The following is a 22,579-nucleotide window of genomic DNA, read 5'->3' as shown; positions in this document are numbered from 1 at the left end:
ACCTCCACCTAAGCACGGAGCCGCGGCGCTGACCAGGGCGCCGCCAGCAGCCTAGAGGTCGAGGTCGACGCAGACCCGATCGCTGGTCAGCTCGCGCGGCAGCGCCGCGAAGGCCACGTGCGCGGGGTGCGACTGGTAGGTGTCGAGGTCGGCGAGCGAGGCGAAGTCGACCCAGAACGCGACGTCCCAGTTGCCGTCGACGACGCCGACGTCGGCGCCGACCGTCAGGTGCTGGATCTCCGGGATGATCGGCACAAGCTCCTGCAGCCCGACAGCGAGGCGCCGCGCGGCCTCCTCCTTCTCGGCGGGCTCGGTGGCCTTGAGCTTCCAGGCGACGATGTGACGGATCATGCGGTGACCTCCTCGAGTCGACGACGCAACCGCTCCGGGTCGACGCGCCAGATGGTGTGAACCCGGTCGTCGATGAGCACGACCGGGATTTCTTCGACGTACGCATCGAACAGCTCTGTGTCGTCGAGAATCGATCGCTCATCGAAACGGACGCCGGGGAACTCTTCGAGCACCTGCAGCACCACAGCCCGTGCGTCGTCGCACAGATGACAGCCGGGCTTTCCGACCAGAGTCAGGCGTGGTGCACTCACGTCGCCACCCTACCGGCGGCTAGAGTGGCGCCGATGTCCGTCTCCGACCTCAGCCCGAGCGATCGCCCGATCATCGCGTTCTTCGATGTCGACAACACGCTCATGCGCGGCACCAGCATCTTCCAGGTGGGCCGTGAGGCCGTGGCGAGCGGGCTGCTGCGCTGGCGAGACATCTGGCGCTTCGTCTGGCATCAGGCCCGTTTCATCGCGGTGGGCGAGAACGACCTGCATCTCGTCTCGGCCCGTGAGCGCGCCCTCGGACTCGCCGCCGGCCACACCCGCGAGCAGATCATCGGCCTGGGCGAGCGCATCTGGGAGCGCCGGATCCAGCCGCGGCTCTACCCCGAGTCGGTCGAGCTCGCCCGCGACCACCTGCGCAAAGGCCACGAGGTCTGGCTGGTCTCGGCGACCCCGTGGGAGGTCGGCGACCTGATCGCCCGCAAGCTGGGGCTGACCGGTGCACTCGGCACCCAGGTGAAGACCATCGACGGCGTCTACACCGGAGAGCTGGTCGGGCACGTGCTGCACGCCGAGCGGAAGGCCGCGGCGGCCCGCGCCCTCGCGGCGAAAGCGGGGGCGGACGTCGCCGACTGCTGGGCCTACTCCGACAGCCGCAACGACATCCCGCTGCTGGAGCTGGTCGGCAATCGGATCGCCGTGAACCCGGATGCGATCCTCACCCACCACGCGCACAAGCACGGCTGGCCGATCCTCCGGCTGACCGCCAAGAGCATCCGGGCGGCACGGAAGCGGGTCGCACGGGAGGCGCGACGGGTGAAGCGCTCGGCACAGCAAAAACGCCCGGCCTAGACGGCTCGGGCGTTTCTGGTGCGCTCGGTGGATTTCGATACGCGCTTCGCGCACTCAATCCGCAGATTTCGATACGCGCGTCGCGCTACTCAATCCGCAGAGCGACTTACTTCTTGTTGCGGCGCTGGTGGCGCGTCTTGCGCAGCAGCTTGCGGTGCTTCTTCTTCGCCATGCGCTTGCGGCGCTTCTTGATGACGGAACCCATGTTCACCTCGCTTGTTCAAAGTTGGGACCACCGGGTCCTCAACCGAACCGCGGAAATCTAACCTCCGGAGTCTACCCGGAGACCCTGGATCGAGCGAAACGAGCGCTCAGCCGACGTTCGACTCGGGCAGCTCGATCGCGTGCGAGACCGCCGATTCGGGGATGCGGTAGCTGCGCCCGAAGCGCACGGCCGGGAGCTCCCCGGCGTGAACCATCCGATAGACGGTCATGTTCGAGACGCGCATCATCTCGGCCACTTCGGCGACGGTGAGGAAGCGCACGTCGGACAGATCCTGGGCCATGCCGCCTCCGTTCCGACTCGCGGTCGTGTCTCGTGTGATCTGTGTGACTCCTGTGACAGGAGTGCATCGCGAGACTAGCGGGGCCGGACGGCGCTGTCTAGGCCCGCATTACTCCTTGGAGCCGCGGAACGGCAGGATCTCGCTCACCTTGTGCTGCACGCGTTCGAGCCGCGCCTGCGCCCCATGCAGCCGGTCCTGCGCTGCGTCGAGGGCGGCACGCGCGGAGTGCGCCGTGTCGGCGGCCGCACGGCCGACGCGACCGGCGACGCCCGTGCCCGCCCAGGCGGCGAACACCGTCGACTGGGCCGAGGCGTCGCTCTCCTGCGACACGCGCTCGGCGTCGCGGGCGAGGAACGGCGAGAGCCACCCGTCAAGCTCCTCGAGCGGTGCGGGGTCGATCCGGTAGTAGCGGTGCTGGCCCTCCTCGCGCACCGCGACCAGCCCGTGATCGCGCAGCACCTTGAGATGCTTCGACACGGTGGGCTGGCTCAGCCCGAGCGCCTCGACGAGTTCGCCCACGGACACCTCCCCCACGTATTCGTCCGCCTGGGCGCGCGCAAGCAGCAGTTCGAGCAGGTGGCGACGCGTCCCGTCCGCGAGACACGTGAAGATGTCGGCCATGACCCAAGACTAGATCGCTCGCGTCCCGAGTACCATGGCCCCCTGTGCGCGCGAATCTTGCGAGAGGGCGGCGGGGATCCGGTCGGTTCCCCGATTCGCGGTCGCGCCCGGCGCGCATCCGGGACGCCTTCGACGACTTCGCGAGGCGCTCCCCGTCGCGGTTCGCGATCCTCATCTTCACCGGCCTGATCCTCGTTCTGACCGCGATTCTCGCGACGCCGTGGGCCGCGCGCGACGGCCAGGCGACCCCGATCGTCGACGCCCTCTTCACCGCTGTCTCGGCGATCTGCGTCACCGGCCTGGTCGTCGTCGACATGGCGACCCACTGGTCGACGTTCGGCAACGTGGCGATCCTGGTCGGTCTCCAGGTCGGCGGCATCGGCGTGCTGACGCTCGCAAGCATCCTCGGGCTGGTTGTCTCGCGCCGCCTCGGCCTGCGTGCGCGACTCATCGCCGCGAGCGACACCAACGCCTCGCGCCTGCACGCCGGCCCCGTCGCCGAATCGCAGGCGGTACGGCTCGGCGAGATCGGCGGGCTGCTCGCGACGGTCGCGCTCTCGACCCTCATCATCGAGTTCATCCTCATGCTGTCACTCGTGCCGCGCCTCATGCTGCACGGCCTCGACCCCTGGTCGGCGACCTGGAAGGGCTTCTACTTCGCCGCCTCCGCCTTCACCAACACCGGATTCGTGCCGACGGTGGCCGGCGTGGAGCCGTTCGCCACCGACCCGTGGTTCTTGACCACAATCGCCTTCGGCGTCTTCCTCGGCAGCCTCGGCTTCCCCGTCATCTTCGCCGTGCTGCGCACCGTGCGCTTCCGGGCTCGGCTGCCGATCCACGCCAAGCTCACCCTGGTGACCACCATCGCGCTGGTGATCCTCGGCGCCGTCGCGATCCTCGTGCTCGAGTGGTCGAACCCGGCGACGCTGGGCGGCCAGGACGCGGCCGCGCGGCCGATGACGGCGACGTTCCTGTCGTTCATGACCCGCTCCGGCGGCTTCGCCAACGTCGACGTCGGCGCCATGAACGGCGCCGCGCACCTGGTCATGGACATGCTCATGTTCGTCGGCGGCGGCTCCGCCTCGACCGCGGGCGGCATCAAGGTCACGACCCTTGCCGTGCTGTTCCTCGCCGCCTACGCCGAGGCCAAGGGCGACACCGACATGCAGGCCTTCGATCGCCGCATCCCGAACGACGTGCTGCGCCTCTCGGTCAGCGTCGTGCTCTGGGGAGCCACGATCGTCGCCGCCGCCTCGATCGTCATCCTGCGGATCACCGACGAGCCTCTCGACCGCGTGCTGTTCGACGTCATCTCCGCCTTCGCGACCTGCGGACTCAGCACCGGACTCACCGAGACCCTGCCGGATGCGGGCAAGTATGTCCTCGCTGCCACCATGTGGGCGGGTCGAGTTGGTACCGTGACACTGGCCGCCGCACTCGCGGCGAGCCAACGCCGTCAGCTGTTCACGCGCGCCGAAGAGAGGCCCATCGTTGGTTGAGCGAATCCCCCACGACGCCCCGGTTCTGGTGCTCGGCCTCGGCCGATTCGGCGCCGCGACCGCCGGGCAGCTTCAGCGACTCAACCGCGAGGTGCTCGCGGTCGATGAGGACCAGAACCTGGTGCAGAAGTGGGCCGACCGGGTGACGCACGCCGTGCAGGCGGATGCGCGCTCGATCGACGCCCTGCGCCAGATCGGCGCCGCCGACTTCAAGGTCGCGGTCGTCGCCGTCGGCTCCTACGTCGAGGCGAGCGTGCTCATCACGGCGAACCTCGTCGACCTGGGGATCCCGCAGATCTGGGCCAAGGCGGTCAGCCAGTCGCACGGCAAGATCCTCTCGCGCATCGGCGCGAACCACGTGATCTACCCCGAGGCGGAGGCCGGCGTGCGTGTCGCGCACCTCGTGTCGGGGCGCATGATCGACTTCATCGAGTTCGACGACGACTTCGCGATCGTCAAGATGTACCCGCCGAAGCCGATCCGCGGGCTCAGCCTCACCGACTCGCACGTGCGCACCAAGTACGGCATCACCGTCGTCGGCGTGAAGAGCCCCGGCAAGGAGTTCACCTACGCGACGGCGGAGACGGTGGTCTCGAACCACGATCTCATCATCGCCAGCGGGAAGGTCGCCGACCTCGACCGCTTCGCGGCCCTCGGCTGAGTCGCCGACCGCGCGCTCGGGTCAGGACCCTGCGGCGATCTCCTTCGCCCGCGCGACGGCGGCGTCCGCGGCGCGCGTGAACAGGTCGCGCAGCTCGGCCTCTTCGAGCACGGCGACCGCGCGCTCGGTGGTGCCCTTCGGGCTGGTCACGCGGCGACGCAGCTCGGTCGGTTCGACGTCGGCCCCCGCCAGCAGCTCGCTCGCCCCGCGCACGGTCTGCTCGACCATCAGCTTCGCCTGCTCGGGAGTGAAGCCGAGATCGATCGCGGCCTCCGTCCACCGCTCGATGAGCAGGAAGACGTAGGCCGGACCGGAGCCGGACACGGCGGAGAGCGCGTCGAGCTGCCCCTCCGGCACCACGATGACCTCGCCGACGGTCGCGAAGAGCGCCTCCACCAGTGCCACCTGCGCGTCGTCGACGCGGGAGCCCGCCGAGACCCCGGTCACGCCGAGCCCCACCAGCGAGGGGGTGTTCGGCATCGCGCGCACGACCGGGTTGGCGACGAGCGCCTCCATCGACCCGGTGGTGACCCCCGCGGCGACGCTCACCACGATGGCGTTCGGCTCCAGCGCGTCGGCGATCTCGCGCAGCAGGTCGGCGATCATCGCCGGCTTGACGGCGAGGAGGACGAGCCCCGCACCTGCCACGGCGCGGCGGTTCGCGCCCGGCGTCGTCTCGAGCGAGATCGCCTCGATCCCGTCGGTCGACATGCGTGCGGCGCTCGCGGCGCTGCGCGTCGTGACGACGACTCCATCGCCGGCGGCGGCGGAGCGGCGGAGCCCCGCGAGGATGGCCCCTCCCATCGAACCCGCGCCGAGGATCGCGATGCGGGGCAGACGAGTCGTTTCGGAGGAGGAAGCGGTCACTCGCAGAGTGTAACTTGGGACCGCGCGCCCGGTTTCGAGCGCAGAGGGGACCGAATCGATGAGCACCTCGGGCGGAACAAAGGCCGTCATCGCGGCTCTGCTGGCGAACTCCGGAATCGCGATCACCAAGTTCATCGCGTTCGCGTTCTCCGGTTCAAGCGCGATGCTCGCCGAAGGCGTGCACTCGCTCGCCGACGCGGGCAACCAAGGCCTGCTGCTGTTCGGCGGACGGCAGTCCAAGCGCAAGGCGGACGCCGAGCATCCCTTCGGCTACGGGCGCGAGCGCTACGTCTACGCCTTCGTCGTCGCCATCGTGCTGTTCTCGGTCGGTGGCGTGTTCTCGCTCTACGAAGGCATCGACAAGCTGCAGCACCCGCACCCGCTCGAAGTGCCGTGGCTGCCGATCGTCGTCCTCGTCATCGCCATCGTCCTCGAGTCTTTCTCGCTGCGCACCGCCGTCATCGAGTCGAACCACGCTCGCGGCGACCAGGGCTGGGTCGCGTTCGTGCGCCACGCCAAGCAGCCGGAGCTGCCCGTCGTGCTGCTGGAGGACATCGCCGCACTCCTGGGCTTGACCTTCGCCCTGATCGGCGTCGGTCTGACGATCATCACCGGCGACCCGATCTGGGATGCGATCGGCACCATCGCGATCGGCGTCCTGCTCGTGCTCGTCGCGCTCGTCCTGGGCATCGAGACGAAGAGCCTGCTCGTCGGCGAAGGCGCGACGCAGGCCAACGTCGCGAAGATCCGCGAAGCGCTCGCCTCGCACCCGCAGGTCGAGACGATCATCCACATGAAGACCCTGTACGTGGGTCCGGACGAGCTGATGGTCGGCGCGAAGCTCGCGTTCCCCAAGGGCACCTCGATGTCGAACGTCGCGAGCGCGATCAACTCGGTCGAGAAGAGCGTGCGCGCCGCCGTGCCGCACGCGCGCATCATCTACATCGAGCCCGACGTCTTCCACTCACCGCACGACTACAACCCGCCGACCGACGCCATCGTCATCAAGAGCGCCGACTAGCGCCCACGAAGGAGCACCATGGAAATCGCCCTCAATCTCGTTCTCGTTCTGCACTTCCTCGGCCTGGCGGCGATCATCGGGGTGTTCCTCGTGCAGATGCGCGCGAACTCCGGATTCCGCACCGACATCCTGCTCACCGGCGCGATCACCCAGGTCGTGACCGGCCTCGCCCTCGTCGCGATCCGCCAGATGGGCGACATGGGAGTCGACAACGCAAAGATCGCGGTCAAGCTCATCATCGCCCTGGTCATCCTCGCCGCGGCGATCCTCGCGAGCATCAACAAGCGCAAGGGCGGCAAGATCAAGCCGGCCTTCCACGCCGCGGGCGGGCTCGCGGTCGTCAACGTCATCATCGCGGTGCTCTGGGAGTAGCCCCGCGCGGCTTCAGCGCCGCTGCTCGAAGAACTCGCGGAGCAGCTCCGCCGCCTCGACGCCTCTCACACCCGTGGTCACCTCGACCCGGTGCGGGAGGCGTCGATCGCGTACCAGGTCGTGCTGACTCCCCACCGCCCCCGCTTTCTCGTCCCAGGCGCCGAAGATCAGGCGCGGGATGCGCGCCGCGAGGATCGCCCCCGCGCACAGCACGCACGGCTCGAGCGTGACGACGAGCGTCGCGTCGTCCAGATGCCAGTCGCCGATCGCCTCGGCCGCGCGACGGATGGCGACGACCTCGGCGTGCGCGGTCGGATCCTGGTGCAGCTCGCGCTCGTTGCGTCCGGTCGCCAGAACCCGGCCGTGGCCGTCCAGTACGACGGCGCCAACCGGAACGTCGCCGGTCGCGAGGGCGGCGCGCGCCTCGGCCAGGGCGAGCTCCATGGCCTCGTCGTCGGTCATCCACCCTCCCGATTCGGTGCTGCCAGTTCAGCATGGCGCCAAGCTGAATTGGCACCATTCGAAACGGTGGGCCGCCGGGGCGGGGTGCGCGTTCCGATAGATTGAGCCTATGCGCCTCCACGTCGCCGACCACCCGCTCATCACCCACAAGCTCACGGTGCTTCGCGACGAGCGCACCCCGAGCCCGACCTTCCGCAACCTCGCTCGCGAGCTGGTCACGCTCCTCGCCTACGAGGCGACGCGCGATGTGCGCGTGACGCCGGTGAGCGTCACCACGCCGGTGACCGAGACGATGGGCGTCGAGATCGCCGAGCCCCGTCCGCTCGTCGTGCCGATCCTGCGTGCCGGCCTCGGCATGCTCGACGGGATGACCGCGCTGGTGCCGACGGCCGAAGTGGGCTTTTTGGGCATGGTGCGCGACGAGGAGACGCTGCAGCCGACGACGTACGCGACGCGCCTTCCGGACGATCTGGCGGGTCGCCAGTGCTTCCTGCTCGACCCGATGCTCGCGACCGGAGGCTCGCTGGTCGCCGCGATCGAGTTCCTGTTCGATCGCGGCGCCGAAGACGTCACCGCCATCTGCCTGCTCGGCGCCCCCGAGGGCGTCGAAGCGGTGCGCGCGGCAACCGAGGGGCGCAACGTCACCGTGGTGCTGGGCGCCCTCGACGAGAAGCTCAACGAGGTCGGCTACATCGTGCCGGGCCTCGGCGACGCGGGAGATCGCCTGTACGGAACCGTCTGAGACGGGTTGCGTTTTGCGCTCCGGTGCAAGAAACTGACAGGCATGACCGACCGCACGCACGCCCTGACCTCCTTCGAGGCTTGTGGGGCCGCCGACATGATGTCGGCGCGCGCGGTCACCTGTTGTCGAATGTGTGCGTAGAGAACTTTCCTCTCTCGCCGAGTCCCGAATGCGCTCCCATGCTTGAGCACCACGGACTCCCGGAATCTGCCCGCTCGGGGCATCGACTCCGCCACCCCGCACACCCGCTCCACTCTCGCGAGGCGAACCACCGTGGATGATCCGACCCCCACGTCGCCCGCCAACGAAGGATTCGACGACATGTCTCTCGCCACCCTTGACTCGCTCCGCAAGCCGCCCGCCCACGCTCCCGTGCGACCCCGCCCCGTCGCGGACCTCGCGACGCCGCTAGCGCGCGACGAGCAGCCGACCGCGCCGGAGTCCCGCATCCGCGCCGTCCCCGACGGAACCGAGGCACGAGGGTTCGCCCTCTACGTCGGCATCGACGAGGCCAAGGCCGCGGAGGCCGGCACCGACCTGCCCGCCATCGTGACCCAGCTGAAGGCCCTGGTCGCCCAGCTGGCTCCCGGCGCGGAGAGCTACGCCGCCGTCGCGCTGGCCCCCGCGGGCGCCGGAGGGCGCGACGTCGACGTCGTGCGACTCGCCCTGCAGGACCCGGCCGCGCTCGCGCGTCAGCGCCAGGCCGCCGCCGTCGTCACGCCGCCGCCGGAGCCCAAGGCGGGCGTCGTCATCGACATCTCGCGCCGTCGCGTGCTGCTCGACGGCGAGGTCGCCCCGCTCACCTACAAGGAGTTCGAGCTGCTGCAGTTCCTCGTGCTGCGCGAAGGCCGCACGATCGACCGCAGCGAGATCATCTCGTCGCTGTGGGGCGAGACGAACGACGAGGAGACGCCGAACGAGCGCACGATCGACGTGCATGTGCGCCGCCTGCGCTCGAAGCTCGGCGCCTTCGAGGACGTGATCCGCACCGTCCGCGGCGCCGGCTACCGCTTCGACCGCCACGCCGACGTCGCGATCCGCTGGGCCTCGACACCCTCGCCCGACGTGTTCTAGCCTCGCGACATGGCCGCCAGCAGCGAGACCTGGGCGTCGGAGCCGGAGCACCCGGACGACGCGGTCCGCGAGCGCACGGGTCACGGCTGGGCGGAATGGGTCGAGCTCATCGACGCCGGTCCGGGCCGAGGTGCCGGACATCCGGCGATCGCCCGCTGGGTTCACGAGCAGGGCGTGGATGCCTGGTGGGCCCAGGCGGTCACGGTCGGCTTCGAACGGATCACCGGGCTGCGCCTTCCCGGCCAGATGGCCGACGGCACGTTCTCGGTGAGCCGATCGCGCACGCTCCGGTGGAGCGCGGCGGGCCTGCGCACCGCACTCGAGGACGACGCAAGTCGAGCCGAGCTGATCCCGGAGCTCGCGCTGACTGCGCGCTCACGCCCGGGCGTCAAGTCGCCCCGGTTCGACGCGACCCACGGCGCGGAGCCGGTCGGCGTCGTGCAGCTCGCGATCGATGCGGTCGCCGGCGGCCGCACCCGCCTGACCGTGACCCACGAGCGACTCGCCAGCGCCGACGAAGCCGAGCGGTGGAAGGCGTGGTGGGGCGACTGGCTCGCCGCGCTGCCGGAAGACGAAGACGAAGACGAAGACGAGAGCTAGTCCCAGCCCAGCCGCACCGCGACAGCGTCGGCGGCGGCAGTCGGGAACTCGGCCCACCCCGGTTCCAGCGTCGCGCGGAACAGCTCGAACAGCCCGCGCCCCGCCTCCTCGACCGGCGCGGCGAGGATCTCGTCCAGTCGCGCCGCCAACTCGGGATAGTCACGCTCGAGTCGGCGCAGCGAATCGATCGCGTCGCGCGCCGACCCCGCGACGGGGTGTCGCGCACGCAGCGCGCGCACGAAGCACTCGAGGGCCCAGCTCCGTACGAAGCCTCCCGCCGCGAGGCGCTCGCCGCGGCGAGCGCGCCCCACGCCGATCAGCAGCTTGACGAGCACCAGCTTGGCCTCGTTCACCGGGTCGACGCGCCGAGCGTCGACCCGCGCCCGCGCAGCGGCGACGAGCGCCGCCGCCGGCCCCTCGTCGTACGCGACCGCGCTGTCGCCGGTGACGAGCGCGCCGGCTAGCTCGTCCGCCGTCGCGGCGGCGAACTCGGCCACATGTCCGTCGTCGTAGACGGCGACGAACCCGATCTCGCCTTCGCGCGCGATCAGCACGCACCGCTCGGGAAAGGGCAGCCAGTCCGCGACCGCCCGCAGCTCCTCGCCGCGGCCGGCGCCCGCCAGGGCGAAGAAGTCGTGGTCTGACCACTCATCGCGGCGGTGCTCGGCGACGGTCGAGCCCAGCAGCACCAGCCCGGCCGCCTCGTCGCGCTCCCGCAACGCCGCCTCGAGTGCGCGAGTCCACTTGTCGAAATCGATCGGCTCGGTCACTCGGCTTCTCCTCCCGGGCGCCCCCAGCCGGGAGCGTCGACACCGGGCCCGCGCCACACCGTCAGCCCGATCCCGGGCGCCGTCAGCCGCTCGCCCCAGAGCGCCTCACCGAACAGCCGCTGCGTCGACGCCTGCCCCGGCACCGGGAGGTCGACGGCGGCCCGTGCGGCGAGCACGAGCAGGCTCTCGTCGGCGGATTCCCGCACGAAGACGAGCGCGTCGTCGGAGACATGCAGCCAGCGCAGACCTCCGGTGCCGAGCACCGGATGCGCGCGGCGCAGCGCGATCAGCTCGCGGTACAGCGCGAACGTCTGCGCCGCGGCCGGGTCGGCGCTCCCCCACGGCATCGGGGTGCGGGAGGCCTCGCCGTCGACGCCGTGAAACCCGAACTCGTCCCCCATCCACACGGTCGGGATTCCGGGCAGCGTCAGCGACAGCCCGAGCGCCACCGGAAGCGCACCCGGCGTCGCGTGGGTGAGAAACCGGGCAGTGTCATGCGTGTCGAGCGCGTGCATCGTGCCGAGCCGCACCCGCCAGGGGATGCCGGCGACGAAGCGCTGCAGCTGAGCGTGAAACTCCACCCCGGTGACCGCGGGGACGCGCGTGACCGGCACGCCGAAGAACCACAGCGTCTCGTCGGGCTCGGCGGGCTCGGCGAGCCACCCCCAGAGCGGCCGGGTGAAGTCGGCGTAGGTCATCGCGCCGTGCCAGGCGTCGCCGGTGAAGTCCTCGGTGGCGTCGTTGGTCGACTCGGCCAGCAGCACCGTGTCGGGGTTGATCTCGCTCATCGTGCGGCGAAGCGTCTGCCGCACCTCCGCGTTGAGGTCGACGGCGCCGAGCCGCCCGGTCATGTTGGCGACGTCGATCCGCCAGCCGTCGAGGTGGAACGGCGCACGCAGCCAGTGCGCGACCACCGAGTCGGGGCCGTCGGTGAAGCGTCGCCGCAGCTCCGCCGAGCTCCAGTCGAACTTCGGCAGGCTGGGGACGCCGAGCCAGCTCTCGTACTGCGTGTTCTCGTCGTCGGTGAAGAAGTAGAACTCCGACTCGGGCGCCGCCGGGCTGCCGAGGGCGGCGCGGAACCACTCGTGGCGATCGCCGGAGTGGTTCGTCGTCAGGTCGCCGATCACTCGCATGCCCCGCGCGTGGGCGGCCTCGACCAGCCGCACCAGCGCCTCGTCACCGCCGAGCAGCGGGTCGACGACCCGGAAGTTCGCGGCGTCGTAGCGATGGTTGGAGGCGGCCGGGAAGAAGGGGTTCAGATACAGCAGATCGACGCCGAGGTCGGCGAGGTGATCCAGGTGCTCGATGATCCCGTCGAGGTCGCCACCGTAGAGCTGCTGGGAGCGTCCCGGCATCTCCGGATCGACCGGGTCGTCCCAGGCGGCGGGAATCGCCCACTCCGGTGCGGGGCGCCGATCGGCGGCCGCGGAGCGCGCGAAGCGGTCCGGGAAGATCTCGTACATGACCGAGGTGGTCATCCACTCCGGCGGAGCGTTGCCGGCGACGAGGGCGAAGTCGTCGGCGTCGCGGGTCTCGCCCGCGAAGAGGCCCGCCTGGTTGAGCCAGCGGATGCCTCCCGCCTCGTCCTCCAGCAGCCAGCGGTAGCCGTGCCGCGGGTTCGCCACCTCGAGCTCGGCCTCCCACCACTCCGCGTCGCCCGCGCCCTCGAGACGCCGCGCCTCGTCCCAGCGCGGCTCGTGGTCGGGATTCGAGCGCACGTGCACCCGCCGCAGCCGCGGGCCGGTGCGCGGCGCCCTCAGGCGCACGCGAACGCGGTCGCCGAGCTGGACCGTCGCACGCTCGACGTACAGCGGCGACCCGTCGTGGTGAGGCTCGGGGAGCGCGCGGCTCACTTCACCGAACCCGCGGTGAGCCCGCTCACGATGTAGCGCTGCAGGAACAGGAACAGGGCCATGACGGGGATCGCCGCCAGCACCGCGCCCGCCGAGAACAGCGTCCAGTTCTTCGACGTCTCCTGGGAGACGAACTGGTAGAGGCCCACGGCGAGGGTCTGCGTCTGCGGGTCGCTCAGCACGATGCTCGCGATCACGAACTCGTTGGTCGTGCCGACGAACGACAGCAGCCCGACGACGGCGAGGATCGGCGCCACGAGGCGCAGGATGATGCCGAAGAAGATCTGGGCGTGACTGGCGCCGTCGATCTTCGCCGCCTCATCGATCGAGACCGGGACCGTGTTGAAGAACCCGTACATCAGGTAGGTGTTCACGCCGAGCGCGCCGCCGAGGTAGACCATGATGAGGCCGAGCTGCGAGCCGAGGCCGAGCGCCGGGAAGATGTCGCCGATGCCGGAGAGCAGCAGGAAGATCGCCACGACCCCGAGCAGCTGCGGGAACATCTGCACCAGCAGCAGGCTGAGCAGTCCGACCCGGCGGCCGGTGAAGCGCATGCGCGAGAACGCGTAGGCGGCGAGCGCGCCGAGGAACACGGTTCCGGCGGCGGAGATCAGCCCGATCACGAGCGTGTTGCCGAACCAGGCGGCGTAGGGCTGCTGCGGGCGGTTGAACAGCTCGATGTAGTTCGAGAAGTCCAGCGAGCGGAACAGCACGTTCGAGCCGACCAGCGTGCCGGTGGGGTTGAGCGAGGCCGACAGCACGTACAGCAGCGGGAAGGTCGCGAAGATGACGACCGCGACGCCGACGAGGTGGCGCCAGCCGGTGTCGGCGAACCACCGGGCCGCAGAGCGCCGGCGACGAACGGGAATGGAGGCGGGAATCGTGGCCATCAGTTCAGATCCTCCAGGGCACGGGTGCGGCGGAAGCCGATGATCGAGACCACCGCCACGATGATGAAGATCAGGATCGCGAACGCACTCGCCAGACCGTAGTCACGGCCCGTGCCGCTGCCGAAGGCGACCTTGTAGACGAGGGTGATGAGCAGATCCGTGGCGCCGGCGTCGACGCCCGCGGCCACATTCCGCGGCCCACCCCCGGTCAGCATGTAGATGACGTTGAAGTTGTTGAAGTTGAAGGCGAACGACGAGATCAGCAGCGGCGCCACCGAGACCAGCAGCAGCGGGAACTTGATCAGGCGGAACACGGCCCACGGACGCGCCCCGTCGACGCGAGCGGCCTCGGTGAGCTCTTCGGGGATCGACTGCAGGGCGCCCGTGCAGATCAGGAACATGTAGGGGAATCCGAGCCAGAGGTTCACGATCAGCACGCTCGCCTTGGCGAGCCAGGGGTCGGTGAGCCACGGGATGGCGGCCCCGCCGAAGACGACCTGGTTGACGAAGCCGAAGTCCTGATTGAGCAGACCCAGCCAGACCAGCCCGGAGAGGAACGAGGGGAAGGCGTAGGGAAGGATCAGGACGATGCGGTAGAACTTCCGGCCCCGCATCCGCGCCTCGTTGAAGACGATCGCGAGGAACAGTCCGAGCGCGAACGTCATGCCGACGGACAGCAGGGCGAACGCGAACGTCCAGGCGATGACACCGAGCAGCGGACCGCGAATGGACTCCTCGGTGAACGCGCGGGCGAAGTTGTCGAACCCGACGTCGATCTTCCAGCCCGGAGAGAGCTCTTTGCCCGCCTCGTTGGCGAACGCACCGTCGCCGCGATCCAGGTAGGTCTCGCCGGTGCGGGTGTCGATGATCGCGTCGGCGGCCTCGTCGTATTCGAGGGCGGAGGTGTAGAGGTACGCGGAGCTGCCGTCGGGCGTCCGCAGCGCCCCGTCGTTCGGATCGTCGGTGAGCGGCACCGAGAGGTCGGCGATCACCGACTGGTTCTGGATGAGCGATCCGAAGTCGAGGGTGGTGTAGCCGTCGAGCTCGATCGCCTTCCCCGTGCTGTCCAGGCGCGCGCCGGGGGCCTCCTCGAGCGGGCGGTCCTCGCCGCCGACGAACACCTCGCCGTCGGGAGTGGTGACGAGGAAGCTGAAGGTGCCGAACTGCTCGAGCACCGTCAGCCGGTAGGTGGGCGAGTCGGGGACGCGGGTGCGGGCGTTCGCGATGATCGACTCGATCGCGTCCTCTTTGGTGCTGTTGTGCCCGTCGCCGTAGTTGGTGAAGGCGATGTAGCCGCTGTAGACGACGACGAAGATCTGGAAGACGGCGAGGAACAGCAGCCCGGGGGCGAGGTACTTGGCGGGCAGCATGCCCGGCTTCAGGTAGATGACGTTGATGGCGAGCGTGACCGCGAAGGCGATCCCGAAGACCACCCACTCCTCTTTGAGCAGCAGCGTGAAGAGGGCGAACACCGCCAGCGAGTCGACGATCGCGAGCAGCGAGATCTTGATCAGAGTGCTGCGGACGCTGGGCGTTCCGTGGTGATGGATTCCCCGAGCCGGGGCGGCGGGCTGGGGTGCGAGCGGCGGGGTGGTGCCGGGAGTCGACGTCGTCATGGTTCTCCGAGGTGAGGCGGGAGGGGATGAGCGGCCCGGGGATGCACTCCCCGGGCCGCTCGAGAGGATCAGCCCTCGATCTTGGACTGGATGCTGGCGACCATCGCCTGCCACAGCTCGACCGGGTCGCCCTGGCCGTTGATGATCGCGACCTCGGTCGCTCCCCAGTCGGCCCAGACGGCGTCCATCGCGGGAACGTTCGGCATCGGCACGCCGTTGACGCCGACCGCGCCGAAGGCGGCGACATCCGCGTCACCCTGCGCGGCCTCGAAGGCGCTGATCAGCGCCGGGGCACGGCCGCCGACCTCGTAGAGCGCCGTCTGCACGGCCTCGGTGCCGACGTAGTTCACGAGGAACTCGTTGGCGGCCAGGGCGTTCTCGCTCTTCGAGCTGATGTAGAAGCCCTGCACGCCGACGAACGGCGTCGCCGTCTCGCCGCCCGCCGACGGGATCGCGTCGATCGAGTAGGCGATGCCGGCCTCGGCCGCGGCCGGGACGTTCCACGGACCGGTCAGGTAGAACGGCGACTTGCCCGCGTTGAACTCCTCCTTGGCGATGTCGCCGGAGATGTTCGTGTTCAGGATGCCCATCGAACCCCACTCGGCGAGCTTCTGCGCGAAGGCCTCACCACCGGCGCCTCCCAGCGCCAGCTTCGTCGGGTCGTAGGTGCCATCGGCGGTGATCTCGAAGACGGTCGCCCCGAAGGAGGCCTGCAGCGGGTACAGGTGGTACGGGTCGGCCGCGTTGGGGTCGAGTCCGACGAGGAACGGGTACTCCGCGTCACCCGCATCGACGGCCGCCTCGCCCATGGCGATCAGCTCGTCGAAGGTGGTCGGCGCCGTGGGGGCGAGGTCGGTGTTGCGCACGAGGGCGATGTTCTCGACCGAGTAGGGCAGACCGTAGTTCTGGCCCTCGTAGCTCATGGCGTTGATCGCGACCTGCTGGAACTCGCTCGCCTTGTCGCCGAGCTCGAGCGGCGCCACGACGCCGTTCTGCACGAGCTTGCCGAGCCAGTCGTGCGCGCCGACGATGATGTCGGGGCCTTCGCCGGTGGGCACCTGAGTGGTGAAGTCGTCGCGGATGTCACCGAAGTCCTTCTGAACCAGCGTGACCTCGACGCCGCGCTCCTCCTGGAACTGAGCGGCGCCGTCCTCGAGGACGGCGGCACGGTCCGCGTCGACCCACACGGTCAGCGTTCCGGAGTACTGCGGCGTCTCGGGTCCCGTGCTGCATCCGGCGAGCGCCAGAGCACTCGCGGCGGCGACGGCGACGCTGGCAAGAAGCGCGCGGGGAGTGGATTGCACCCTCATTGGTGTGACCTTTCCTGCTGCGGAGCGGCCCCCGTCGCGCGCCGGGTCGGGTGCTGTGCACTCGGTGCCGCGCGGAAGAGGCCGTTCTCTTGGTTGGGGCTCGCAGGTCTGCAAGCGTTTCCATTCTTAGCTGAAGATCTCGCGGATGCCAAGTACCTGCGCCTATTTTCTTGGGTTCGCGTGACTCACCGGGGTGTAAGCGCTTGCACAAACGGCCTCGCGCCACCTACTCTCAACCGCATGCTCACCGATCCATCGCGCAGCGCCGCGCCGAATTCTCTGGCCGGGTCCCCCACCGCCGAGCCCACCGAGTGGTGGCGCTCGGCCGTGATCTACCAGATCTACCCGCGTTCCTTCGCCGACGCGAACGGCGACGGGATCGGCGACCTGCGCGGCATCACCGACCGCCTGCCGGCCCTCGCAGATCTCGGCGTCGATGCGGTCTGGCTCTCGCCGTTCTTCGCCTCCCCGCAGCGCGATGCGGGCTATGACGTCGCCGACTACTGCGACGTCGATCCGATCTTCGGCACGCTGGCCGACGCCGACGCGCTCATCGCCCGCGCGCACGAGCTCGGCATCCGCGTCATCGTCGACATGGTGCCCAACCACACCTCGAGCGAGCACCGCTGGTTCCAGGCGGCACTCGCCGCCGCGCCGGGAAGTCCCGAGCGCGAGCGCTACCTGTTCCGCGAGGGCCGCGGGGTCGCCGGGGAGCTCCCCCCGAACAACTGGGAGTCCGTCTTCGGCGGGCCGGCGTGGACGCGCGTCGCCGACGGCTCCTGGTACCTGCACATCTTCGACGACTCGCAGCCCGACCTGAACTGGTCGAACCCCGAGGTGCGCGCCGACTTCCTCGACATCCTGCGCTTCTGGCTCGATCGCGGCGTCGACGGATTCCGGGTCGACGTCGCACACGGCATGATCAAGGCCGACGGCCTTCCCGACTACACCCCGCCGGAGGGGGCCGGCAGCATGGGCGGCGCCGGCGGCATCGACGCCGAGCCCGCTCCGCTGCCGCCGTACTGGGGGCAGGAGGGCGTGCACGAGATCTGGCGCGAGTGGCGTCGGGTGCTCGACTCGTATCCCGGCGAGCGGATCCTGGCCGCGGAGGCCTGGGTCGACCCGCTCAGCCGGATGGCGCAGTGGGTGCGCCCCGACGAGATGCACCAGGCCTTCAACTTCGCGTACCTCGAGACCGCGTGGGAGGCGGCGTCGCTCGCGCGGGTCATCGACGCCTCGCTCGAGGCGTTCGGCGCGGTCGGGGCTCCGAGCACCTGGGTGCTGAGCAATCACGACGTCGTGCGCCACGCGAGTCGACTCGCCATCGCGGGCGAGAACCCGCAGGGCCACGGCCTCGGGCCGCGATCGCCGCATCAGCCCGACCCCGTGCTCGGCCTGCGCCGCGCGCGGGCCGCGAGCCTGCTGATGCTCGCACTGCCCGGCAGCGCCTACCTCTACCAGGGCGAGGAGCTCGGCCTGCCGGAAGCGATCGACCTGCCCGACGAGGCACGGCAGGACCCGACCTGGTTCCGCACCGACGGCGAGCGCTACGGGCGCGACGGCTGCCGCGTGCCCCTGCCGTGGGATGCCGAGGCCCCGGCGTTCGGCTTCAACGACACGGGTGCGAGCTGGCTGCCGCAGCCGGGGTCGTGGCGGGGTCTCGCGCGCGAGGAACAGGCCGGAGTCGAGGGCAGCACGCTCGAGCTCTACCGCTCGGCCCTGGCCGCGCGCCGACGGCTCGATCTCGGTCGCCAGGCCCTGCAGTGGCTCGACGGATTCGGCGAGGACGTGCTCGCCTTCCGCGTCGGCGACGTCACCGTCGTTGCCAACCTCGGCGATACGGAGGTGCCGCTGCCGCCCGGGCAGGTGCTCGTCGCGAGCGCCGAGCTCCCCGCGGGCAGCGTGCCGACCGACGCCACCGTGTGGCTCCAGCAGTGACGAGACGCAGGCGACCGCGTCAGTAGGATCGGGACACACGAGGGCCAGCACCGGGAGGAGCGCGCATGCCCGGCATCGATGAAGTCGCCCGTCTCGCGGGCGTCTCTGCCGCGACCGTGTCGCGCGCCCTCAGCGGGCGCGGTTCGGTGTCCCCCGCGACCCGCGAACGCGTGGAGGCGGCGGCGACCGAACTGGGCTACGTCGTCTCGTCGAACGCCTCGAGTCTCGCCAGCGGCCGCACGCGCAATGTGGGCATCGTCATCCCGTTCCTCAACCGGTGGTTCTACACCGCCGTGCTGGAGGGAGCGCAGTCGGCGCTGCTCTCGCACGGCTACGACCTCACGCTCTACAACCTGCGCGGCGACGCCGAGCGCCGCAGCGTGTTCGAGCACTTCCTGCTGCGCAAGCGGGTCGATGCGGTCATCGCCGTGAGTCTCGAGCTGACCTCGGAGGAGGTCACGCGGCTGCTGAACCTCAAGAAGCCGCTCGTCGGCGTCGGCGGTCCCCTGCCCGGGATTCGCACGCTCAGCATCGATGACGTCGCGATCTCGCGGCTCGCGACCGAGCACCTGGTCTCTCTCGGCCATCGCGCGATCGCGCACATCGGGGGTGACGCGGAGTTCGAGATGGACTTCCATGTGCCGACCAATCGCCGCGTCGGCTACGAGCAGGCGCTCACGGCGGCGGGGATTCCGCTCGACCCGGCACGCTACGCCCCGAGTGATTTCAGCCTCGAGGGCGGGTATCACGCCGCGAAGCAGCTGCTCGGCGATCCGCGGACGCGGCCCACCGCGATCTTCGCCGCCTCGGACGAGATGGCGTTCGGAACGATCCTCGCGGCCCGCGACCTCGGCATGCGAGTGCCCGACGACCTCTCGGTCGTCGGCGTCGACAATCACGCCTACGCCGAGTTCTTCGGGCTCACGACGATCGCGCAGTTCCCTGAACTGCAGGGTCGCAGCGCCGTGGAGGTGCTCATGGATGAGCTGCAGCCCCACACCCGGACGATCGACACCCTCAACACGCCTCTGCCGTTCGAGCTCATGGTGCGGTCGACGACCGCTCGGCTCGCCTAGACCGAGCAGGCGATTTCGCACGACCTCATCTAGAGTTTCGGTATGCCGAAACTCTGGCGTCAGGGGCGACGCCGCACGACGTCCGTCGTTGCCGCGACCGGGCTCTCCCTCGCGCTCGGCCTGAGCGGCTGTGCCGCCGACAGCTCGACGCCTGACCCCGCGGACGACCGCCCGGTCGTGCTCACCACCTTCACCGTGCTCGCCGATCTGGCGCAGAACGTCGCGGGCGAGCATCTCCGCGTCGAGTCGATCACCAAGGTCGGCTCCGAGATCCACGGCTACGAGCCGACGCCGGGCGACCTGCGCACCGCCTCGACCGCCGACCTCATCCTCGACAACGGCCTGGGGCTCGAGGCCTGGTTCGCTCAGTTCATCGACCAGCTCGAGGTGCCGCACGTCGTGCTCGGCGACACCGTCACCCCCATCCCGATCGGCGACACCGGCGCCCCCAACCCGCACGCCTGGATGTCGACCACCGAGGCGGAAGGCTACGTCGCGACGATTGCGACCGCGTTCGCCGAGCTCGCCCCGAGCCACGCCGACGACTTCGCGCGCAACGCCGAGAGCTACACCGCCGAACTTCGCGCCCTGCACGACGAGCTGCTCGCGGCACTCGACGGACTGCCCGAGAACCACCGCGCGCTCGTCAGCTGCGAGGGCGCGTTCAGCTATCTGGCTCGGGATGCGGGCCTGACCGAGCAGTACCTCTGGCCGGTCAACGCCGAGCAGGAGGCGACGCCGCAGCAGATCGCGGCCGTCATCGACTTCGTCCGCGATAACGACGTGCCTGCGGTGTTCTGCGAGTCGACCGTCTCGGACCGCGCCATGCAGCAGGTGGTCGAGGCGACCGGTGCGACGTTCGGCGGCACACTCTACGTCGACTCGCTCTCGGAAGCGGACGGGCCGGTGCCCACCTACCTGGAGCTGCTGCGCCACGACGTCGACCTCATCATCGCCGGGCTGAGCGGAGCGGAGGCATGAGCCAGCCCGCCCTCGCCCCGGCGCTCGAGCTCCGCGATATCGCGGTGCACTACGGCGACCTGCTCGCGCTCGACGTCGCTGAGCTGCGCGTCGAACCCGGGCGCGTGTGCGGTCTGATCGGCATGAACGGCGCCGGCAAATCGACGCTGTTCAAGGTGGCGCTGGGAGCGGTGCGCGCCGACCGCGGCACCGTTCGGCTCGGCGGGCTTCCGCCCGAGCAGGCGCGCCGGCGCGGACTGGTCGCGTCGGTGCCGCAGTCCGACGACATCGACCCGCGTTTTCCCGTCACGGTCGGCGATGTCGTGATGATGGGCCGGTACGGGCGCCTCGGGCTCACCCGGCGTCCGCGCCAGGTCGACCGCGACGCGGTCGCGAGCGCCCTCGCCCGTGTCGAGCTCGGCGACCTCGCCGACCGCCCGATCGGCAGCCTCTCCGGCGGGCAGCGCAAGCGCACCTTCGTCGCCCGAGCGATCGCACAGGATGCCCAGATCCTGCTGCTCGACGAGCCGTTCGCCGGCGTCGACCGCCGCAGCGAGACCCTCATCGTGCGTCTGCTGCGCGAACTGGCCGACGACGGCCGCTCGGTCATCGTGTCAACGCACGATCTGCACGCGCTCCCCGCACTCGCCGACGAGGCGATCCTGCTGCTCGGCCGCGTGCTGCTGCACGCGCCGACGGACGAGGTGCTGCGGCCGGAGAACCTGGCGCGCGCATTCGGACTCGGCACCGAGCGCGAGGGCGGCGTCGCGTGAGCCCCCTCGACTGGATCCTCGAACCGCTCGGCTACGACTTCATGGTGCGGGCGCTCGTCACCACCTCGATCGCCGCGCTCGTCTGCGCCCTGCTGAGCTGCTGGCTGGTGCTGATCGGCTGGTCGCTCATGGGCGATGCCGTCTCGCACGCCGTGCTGCCCGGGGTCGTGCTCGCCTACGTCGTCGGCGCGCCGTTCGCTCTCGGCGCGGTCGTGTTCGGCGTGCTCGCGGTGGGGCTGATCGGCGTCGTGCGCGACCGCAGCCGCATCAAGGAGGACGCCGCCATCGGCATCGTCTTCACGACCCTGTTCGCGCTCGGTCTCGCGCTCATCTCGGTGACCCCGAGCCAGACCGATCTCGCGCACATCGTGTTCGGCAACGTGCTGGGGGTGAGCCAGAGCGAGCTCGCGCAGATCGCCGGTCTCGCCGCGATCGTGCTGATCGTCGTGCTGCTGAAGCGCCGCGACCTCACCCTGTTCGCCTTCGACCCCACTCATGCCTTCGCGATCGGGCTCTCTCCGCGCCTGCTCGGGGCGCTGCTGCTCGGCATGCTCGCCCTCACCGCCGTGGTCGCCCTGCAGGTCGTCGGCGTCGTGCTCGTGGTGGCGCTGCTGATCATCCCCGGGGCGACGGCGACGCTTCTGACCGACCGCTTCGGGCGGATGCTGCTGATCGCGCCCGCCCTGGCCGTCACGGCGAGCGTCGTCGGCATCTACCTGAGCTACTGGTGGGACGCCTCCCCCGGCGCGCTCGTCGTTCTCACCCAGGGGGCGCTGTTCACGATCGTGTTCCTGGCCAGCCCGCGCCACGGGGTCTTCGCGGCCCGCCTGGCGGCGGCACGTCGCGCACGACGCACCTCACGCCGCACGACCGACGCCTCGGAGGCACGATGACGGAGAACTCGACCCAGACCGAGAACTACCTCAAAGCGATCTGGAACGCGGCGGAGTGGAGCGCCGAACCGGTCACGGTGAGTGTGCTCGCCGCCCGGCTCGGGCTCGCCGCCTCCTCGGTCTCGGAGTCCGTCCGCAAGCTCACGGCGCGCGGCCTGGTCGCCCACGCCCCCTACGGTGCGATCACACTGAGCGCCGAGGGAGAGCGGATCGCCGTCGCGATGGTGCGCAAGCACCGCGTGATCGAGACCTTCCTGGTGGAGCAGCTGGGCTACGCCTGGGACGAGGTGCACGACGAGGCGGAGGTTCTCGAGCACGCCGTCTCGGATCGCTTCGTCGACGCCGTGGCGGCGCAGCTCGGCGACCCGGAGCGCGACCCGCACGGCGACCCGATTCCGCGACGCGACGGCACCCTGCCGGGCTTCGCCGGCATCCCGCTGCTCGCCGCCGAGGACGGCGCCGCGGTGCGCATCGCCCGGGTCTCGGATGCCGACCCGGAGCTGCTGCGCTATCTGGAGAACGCAGGCATCGTCCTCGATGCGCACCTGCGGGTCGCACGTCGCGAACCCGCCGCGGGCACGATCACCGTGCACCTGGGCGAGCTCGAGCTGTCGCTCGGGGAGCGTGCGGCCGAGGCGATCCTCGTGGTCGCGGCTCCCTAGG

26 protein-coding genes are annotated in these 22,579 nt (G+C 70.2%); 14 read left to right on the top strand and 12 right to left on the bottom strand.

The features are described 5' to 3' along the window. Positions 1-51 precede the first annotated feature (51 nt). Together ACR3ZA_RS09320 and ACR3ZA_RS09315 are read right to left on the bottom strand one after the other, a co-directional pair. Positions 52-351 carry a Dabb family protein gene (locus ACR3ZA_RS09320; protein ID WP_473661691.1) on the bottom strand — a complete coding sequence of 100 codons (300 nt, stop codon included), beginning with the start codon at positions 349-351 and terminating at the stop codon, positions 52-54. Then, positions 348-602 (bottom strand): glutaredoxin family protein, encoded by a 255-nt coding sequence (locus tag ACR3ZA_RS09315; protein WP_473661690.1) that lies wholly within the window; start codon positions 600-602, stop codon positions 348-350. Before ACR3ZA_RS09315 ends, ACR3ZA_RS09320 begins: the two co-directional genes overlap by 4 nt. Before the next feature lie 33 nt (positions 603-635). On the opposite strand from ACR3ZA_RS09315, the gene ACR3ZA_RS09310 reads away from it, so the two are divergent. Next, positions 636-1,412 (top strand): HAD-IB family hydrolase, encoded by a 777-nt coding sequence (locus ACR3ZA_RS09310; RefSeq protein WP_473661689.1) that lies wholly within the window; start codon positions 636-638, stop codon positions 1,410-1,412. 106 nt (positions 1,413-1,518) lie between these two features. On the opposite strand, the gene ACR3ZA_RS09305 is transcribed toward ACR3ZA_RS09310, so the two are convergent. The 3 genes from ACR3ZA_RS09305 to ACR3ZA_RS09295 all read right to left on the bottom strand — a co-directional run bounded on the left by ACR3ZA_RS09305 (position 1,519) and on the right by ACR3ZA_RS09295 (position 2,539). Further along, positions 1,519-1,617 carry a 30S ribosomal protein bS22 gene (locus ACR3ZA_RS09305; RefSeq protein WP_003792170.1) on the bottom strand — a complete coding sequence of 33 codons (99 nt, stop codon included), beginning with the start codon at positions 1,615-1,617 and terminating at the stop codon, positions 1,519-1,521. Between the two features lie 106 nt (positions 1,618-1,723). Then, complete coding sequence (locus tag ACR3ZA_RS09300; protein WP_294179675.1) at positions 1,724-1,918, bottom strand: helix-turn-helix domain-containing protein; 195 nt, start codon at positions 1,916-1,918, stop codon at positions 1,724-1,726. Positions 1,919-2,026: 108 nt separating this feature from the next. Beyond that, positions 2,027-2,539, bottom strand: coding sequence for a metalloregulator ArsR/SmtB family transcription factor (locus tag ACR3ZA_RS09295; RefSeq protein ID WP_473661688.1), 513 nt, complete (start codon positions 2,537-2,539; stop codon positions 2,027-2,029). Between the two features lie 116 nt (positions 2,540-2,655). On the opposite strand from ACR3ZA_RS09295, the gene ACR3ZA_RS09290 reads away from it, so the two are divergent. Together ACR3ZA_RS09290 and ACR3ZA_RS09285 are read left to right on the top strand one after the other, a co-directional pair. Then, positions 2,656-4,038, top strand: coding sequence for a potassium transporter TrkG (locus ACR3ZA_RS09290; protein ID WP_473662305.1), 1,383 nt, complete (start codon positions 2,656-2,658; stop codon positions 4,036-4,038). Beyond that, entirely contained in the window at positions 4,031-4,699 is a 669-nt protein-coding gene (locus tag ACR3ZA_RS09285; RefSeq protein ID WP_473661687.1) for an NAD-binding protein, read from the top strand. Before ACR3ZA_RS09290 ends, ACR3ZA_RS09285 begins: the two co-directional genes overlap by 8 nt. A gap of 21 nt (positions 4,700-4,720) precedes the next feature. Here the strand turns inward: ACR3ZA_RS09285 and proC are convergent, their stop codons facing one another. Next, positions 4,721-5,503 (bottom strand): pyrroline-5-carboxylate reductase, encoded by a 783-nt coding sequence (proC, locus tag ACR3ZA_RS09280; protein WP_473662304.1) that lies wholly within the window; start codon positions 5,501-5,503, stop codon positions 4,721-4,723. Between the two features lie 121 nt (positions 5,504-5,624). On the opposite strand from proC, the gene ACR3ZA_RS09275 reads away from it, so the two are divergent. Together ACR3ZA_RS09275 and ACR3ZA_RS09270 are read left to right on the top strand one after the other, a co-directional pair. Then, positions 5,625-6,587 carry a cation diffusion facilitator family transporter gene (locus ACR3ZA_RS09275; protein WP_473661686.1) on the top strand — a complete coding sequence of 321 codons (963 nt, stop codon included), beginning with the start codon at positions 5,625-5,627 and terminating at the stop codon, positions 6,585-6,587. Between the two features lie 18 nt (positions 6,588-6,605). Continuing rightward, positions 6,606-6,959 carry a hypothetical protein gene (locus ACR3ZA_RS09270; protein ID WP_473661685.1) on the top strand — a complete coding sequence of 118 codons (354 nt, stop codon included), beginning with the start codon at positions 6,606-6,608 and terminating at the stop codon, positions 6,957-6,959. Between the two features lie 12 nt (positions 6,960-6,971). Here ACR3ZA_RS09270 and ACR3ZA_RS09265 read toward each other — a convergent pair whose 3' ends face one another. After that, positions 6,972-7,421 carry a deaminase gene (locus tag ACR3ZA_RS09265; protein WP_473661684.1) on the bottom strand — a complete coding sequence of 150 codons (450 nt, stop codon included), beginning with the start codon at positions 7,419-7,421 and terminating at the stop codon, positions 6,972-6,974. Positions 7,422-7,530: 109 nt separating this feature from the next. Here ACR3ZA_RS09265 and upp point away from each other — a divergent pair, with 109 nt between their 5' ends. The 3 genes from upp (at position 7,531) to ACR3ZA_RS09250 (ending at position 9,837) form a co-directional block, all read left to right on the top strand. After that, a complete protein-coding gene (gene upp / locus ACR3ZA_RS09260; RefSeq protein ID WP_473661683.1) occupies positions 7,531-8,163 on the top strand; it encodes a uracil phosphoribosyltransferase in 633 nt (210 codons plus the stop codon). Positions 8,164-8,484: 321 nt separating this feature from the next. Further along, complete coding sequence (locus ACR3ZA_RS09255; RefSeq protein WP_473662303.1) at positions 8,485-9,237, top strand: winged helix-turn-helix domain-containing protein; 753 nt, start codon at positions 8,485-8,487, stop codon at positions 9,235-9,237. 9 nt (positions 9,238-9,246) lie between these two features. After that, positions 9,247-9,837, top strand: coding sequence for a hypothetical protein (locus ACR3ZA_RS09250; RefSeq protein WP_473661682.1), 591 nt, complete (start codon positions 9,247-9,249; stop codon positions 9,835-9,837). On the opposite strand, the gene ACR3ZA_RS09245 is transcribed toward ACR3ZA_RS09250, so the two are convergent. From ACR3ZA_RS09245 to ACR3ZA_RS09225, 5 genes are all read right to left on the bottom strand, one after another. After that, a complete protein-coding gene (locus ACR3ZA_RS09245; protein ID WP_473661681.1) occupies positions 9,834-10,607 on the bottom strand; it encodes a hypothetical protein in 774 nt (257 codons plus the stop codon). The two genes, ACR3ZA_RS09250 and ACR3ZA_RS09245, sit on opposite strands and share 4 nt — an antisense overlap. Then, positions 10,604-12,460, bottom strand: coding sequence for an alpha-amylase family glycosyl hydrolase (locus tag ACR3ZA_RS09240; protein WP_473661680.1), 1,857 nt, complete (start codon positions 12,458-12,460; stop codon positions 10,604-10,606). The genes ACR3ZA_RS09245 and ACR3ZA_RS09240 overlap by 4 nt, the downstream gene beginning before the upstream one ends. Then, complete coding sequence (locus tag ACR3ZA_RS09235) at positions 12,457-13,350, bottom strand: ABC transporter permease subunit (protein WP_473661679.1); 894 nt, start codon at positions 13,348-13,350, stop codon at positions 12,457-12,459. Before ACR3ZA_RS09235 ends, ACR3ZA_RS09240 begins: the two co-directional genes overlap by 4 nt. Continuing rightward, positions 13,350-14,966, bottom strand: coding sequence for an ABC transporter permease subunit (locus tag ACR3ZA_RS09230; protein ID WP_473661678.1), 1,617 nt, complete (start codon positions 14,964-14,966; stop codon positions 13,350-13,352). The genes ACR3ZA_RS09235 and ACR3ZA_RS09230 overlap by 1 nt, the downstream gene beginning before the upstream one ends. 68 nt (positions 14,967-15,034) lie before the next feature. Further along, positions 15,035-16,276, bottom strand: coding sequence for an extracellular solute-binding protein (locus ACR3ZA_RS09225; protein ID WP_473661677.1), 1,242 nt, complete (start codon positions 16,274-16,276; stop codon positions 15,035-15,037). A gap of 240 nt (positions 16,277-16,516) precedes the next feature. On the opposite strand from ACR3ZA_RS09225, the gene ACR3ZA_RS09220 reads away from it, so the two are divergent. The 6 genes from ACR3ZA_RS09220 (at position 16,517) to ACR3ZA_RS09195 (ending at position 22,578) form a co-directional block, all read left to right on the top strand. After that, positions 16,517-18,214, top strand: a complete 1,698-nt coding sequence (locus tag ACR3ZA_RS09220; RefSeq protein WP_473661676.1) for an alpha-amylase family glycosyl hydrolase — start codon at positions 16,517-16,519, stop codon at positions 18,212-18,214. A 65-nt stretch (positions 18,215-18,279) separates the two neighbouring features. Further along, a complete protein-coding gene (locus ACR3ZA_RS09215) occupies positions 18,280-19,290 on the top strand; it encodes a substrate-binding domain-containing protein (protein WP_473661675.1) in 1,011 nt (336 codons plus the stop codon). Between the two features lie 42 nt (positions 19,291-19,332). After that, positions 19,333-20,271 carry a metal ABC transporter solute-binding protein, Zn/Mn family gene (locus ACR3ZA_RS09210; RefSeq protein ID WP_473661674.1) on the top strand — a complete coding sequence of 313 codons (939 nt, stop codon included), beginning with the start codon at positions 19,333-19,335 and terminating at the stop codon, positions 20,269-20,271. After that, positions 20,268-21,023: an ATP-binding cassette domain-containing protein gene (locus tag ACR3ZA_RS09205; protein WP_473661673.1), complete on the top strand. Its 756-nt coding sequence runs from the start codon at positions 20,268-20,270 to the stop codon at positions 21,021-21,023. The genes ACR3ZA_RS09210 and ACR3ZA_RS09205 overlap by 4 nt, the downstream gene beginning before the upstream one ends. Further along, positions 21,020-21,916: a metal ABC transporter permease gene (locus tag ACR3ZA_RS09200; RefSeq protein ID WP_473661672.1), complete on the top strand. Its 897-nt coding sequence runs from the start codon at positions 21,020-21,022 to the stop codon at positions 21,914-21,916. Before ACR3ZA_RS09205 ends, ACR3ZA_RS09200 begins: the two co-directional genes overlap by 4 nt. After that, positions 21,913-22,578 carry an iron dependent repressor, metal binding and dimerization domain protein gene (locus ACR3ZA_RS09195; RefSeq protein ID WP_473661671.1) on the top strand — a complete coding sequence of 222 codons (666 nt, stop codon included), beginning with the start codon at positions 21,913-21,915 and terminating at the stop codon, positions 22,576-22,578. Before ACR3ZA_RS09200 ends, ACR3ZA_RS09195 begins: the two co-directional genes overlap by 4 nt. The last annotated feature ends 1 nt before the right edge of the window (position 22,579 follow it).

This window comes from Herbiconiux sp. J20-20, from assembly GCF_057365085.1.
This window is presented reverse-complemented; position numbering and strand designations above follow the sequence as displayed.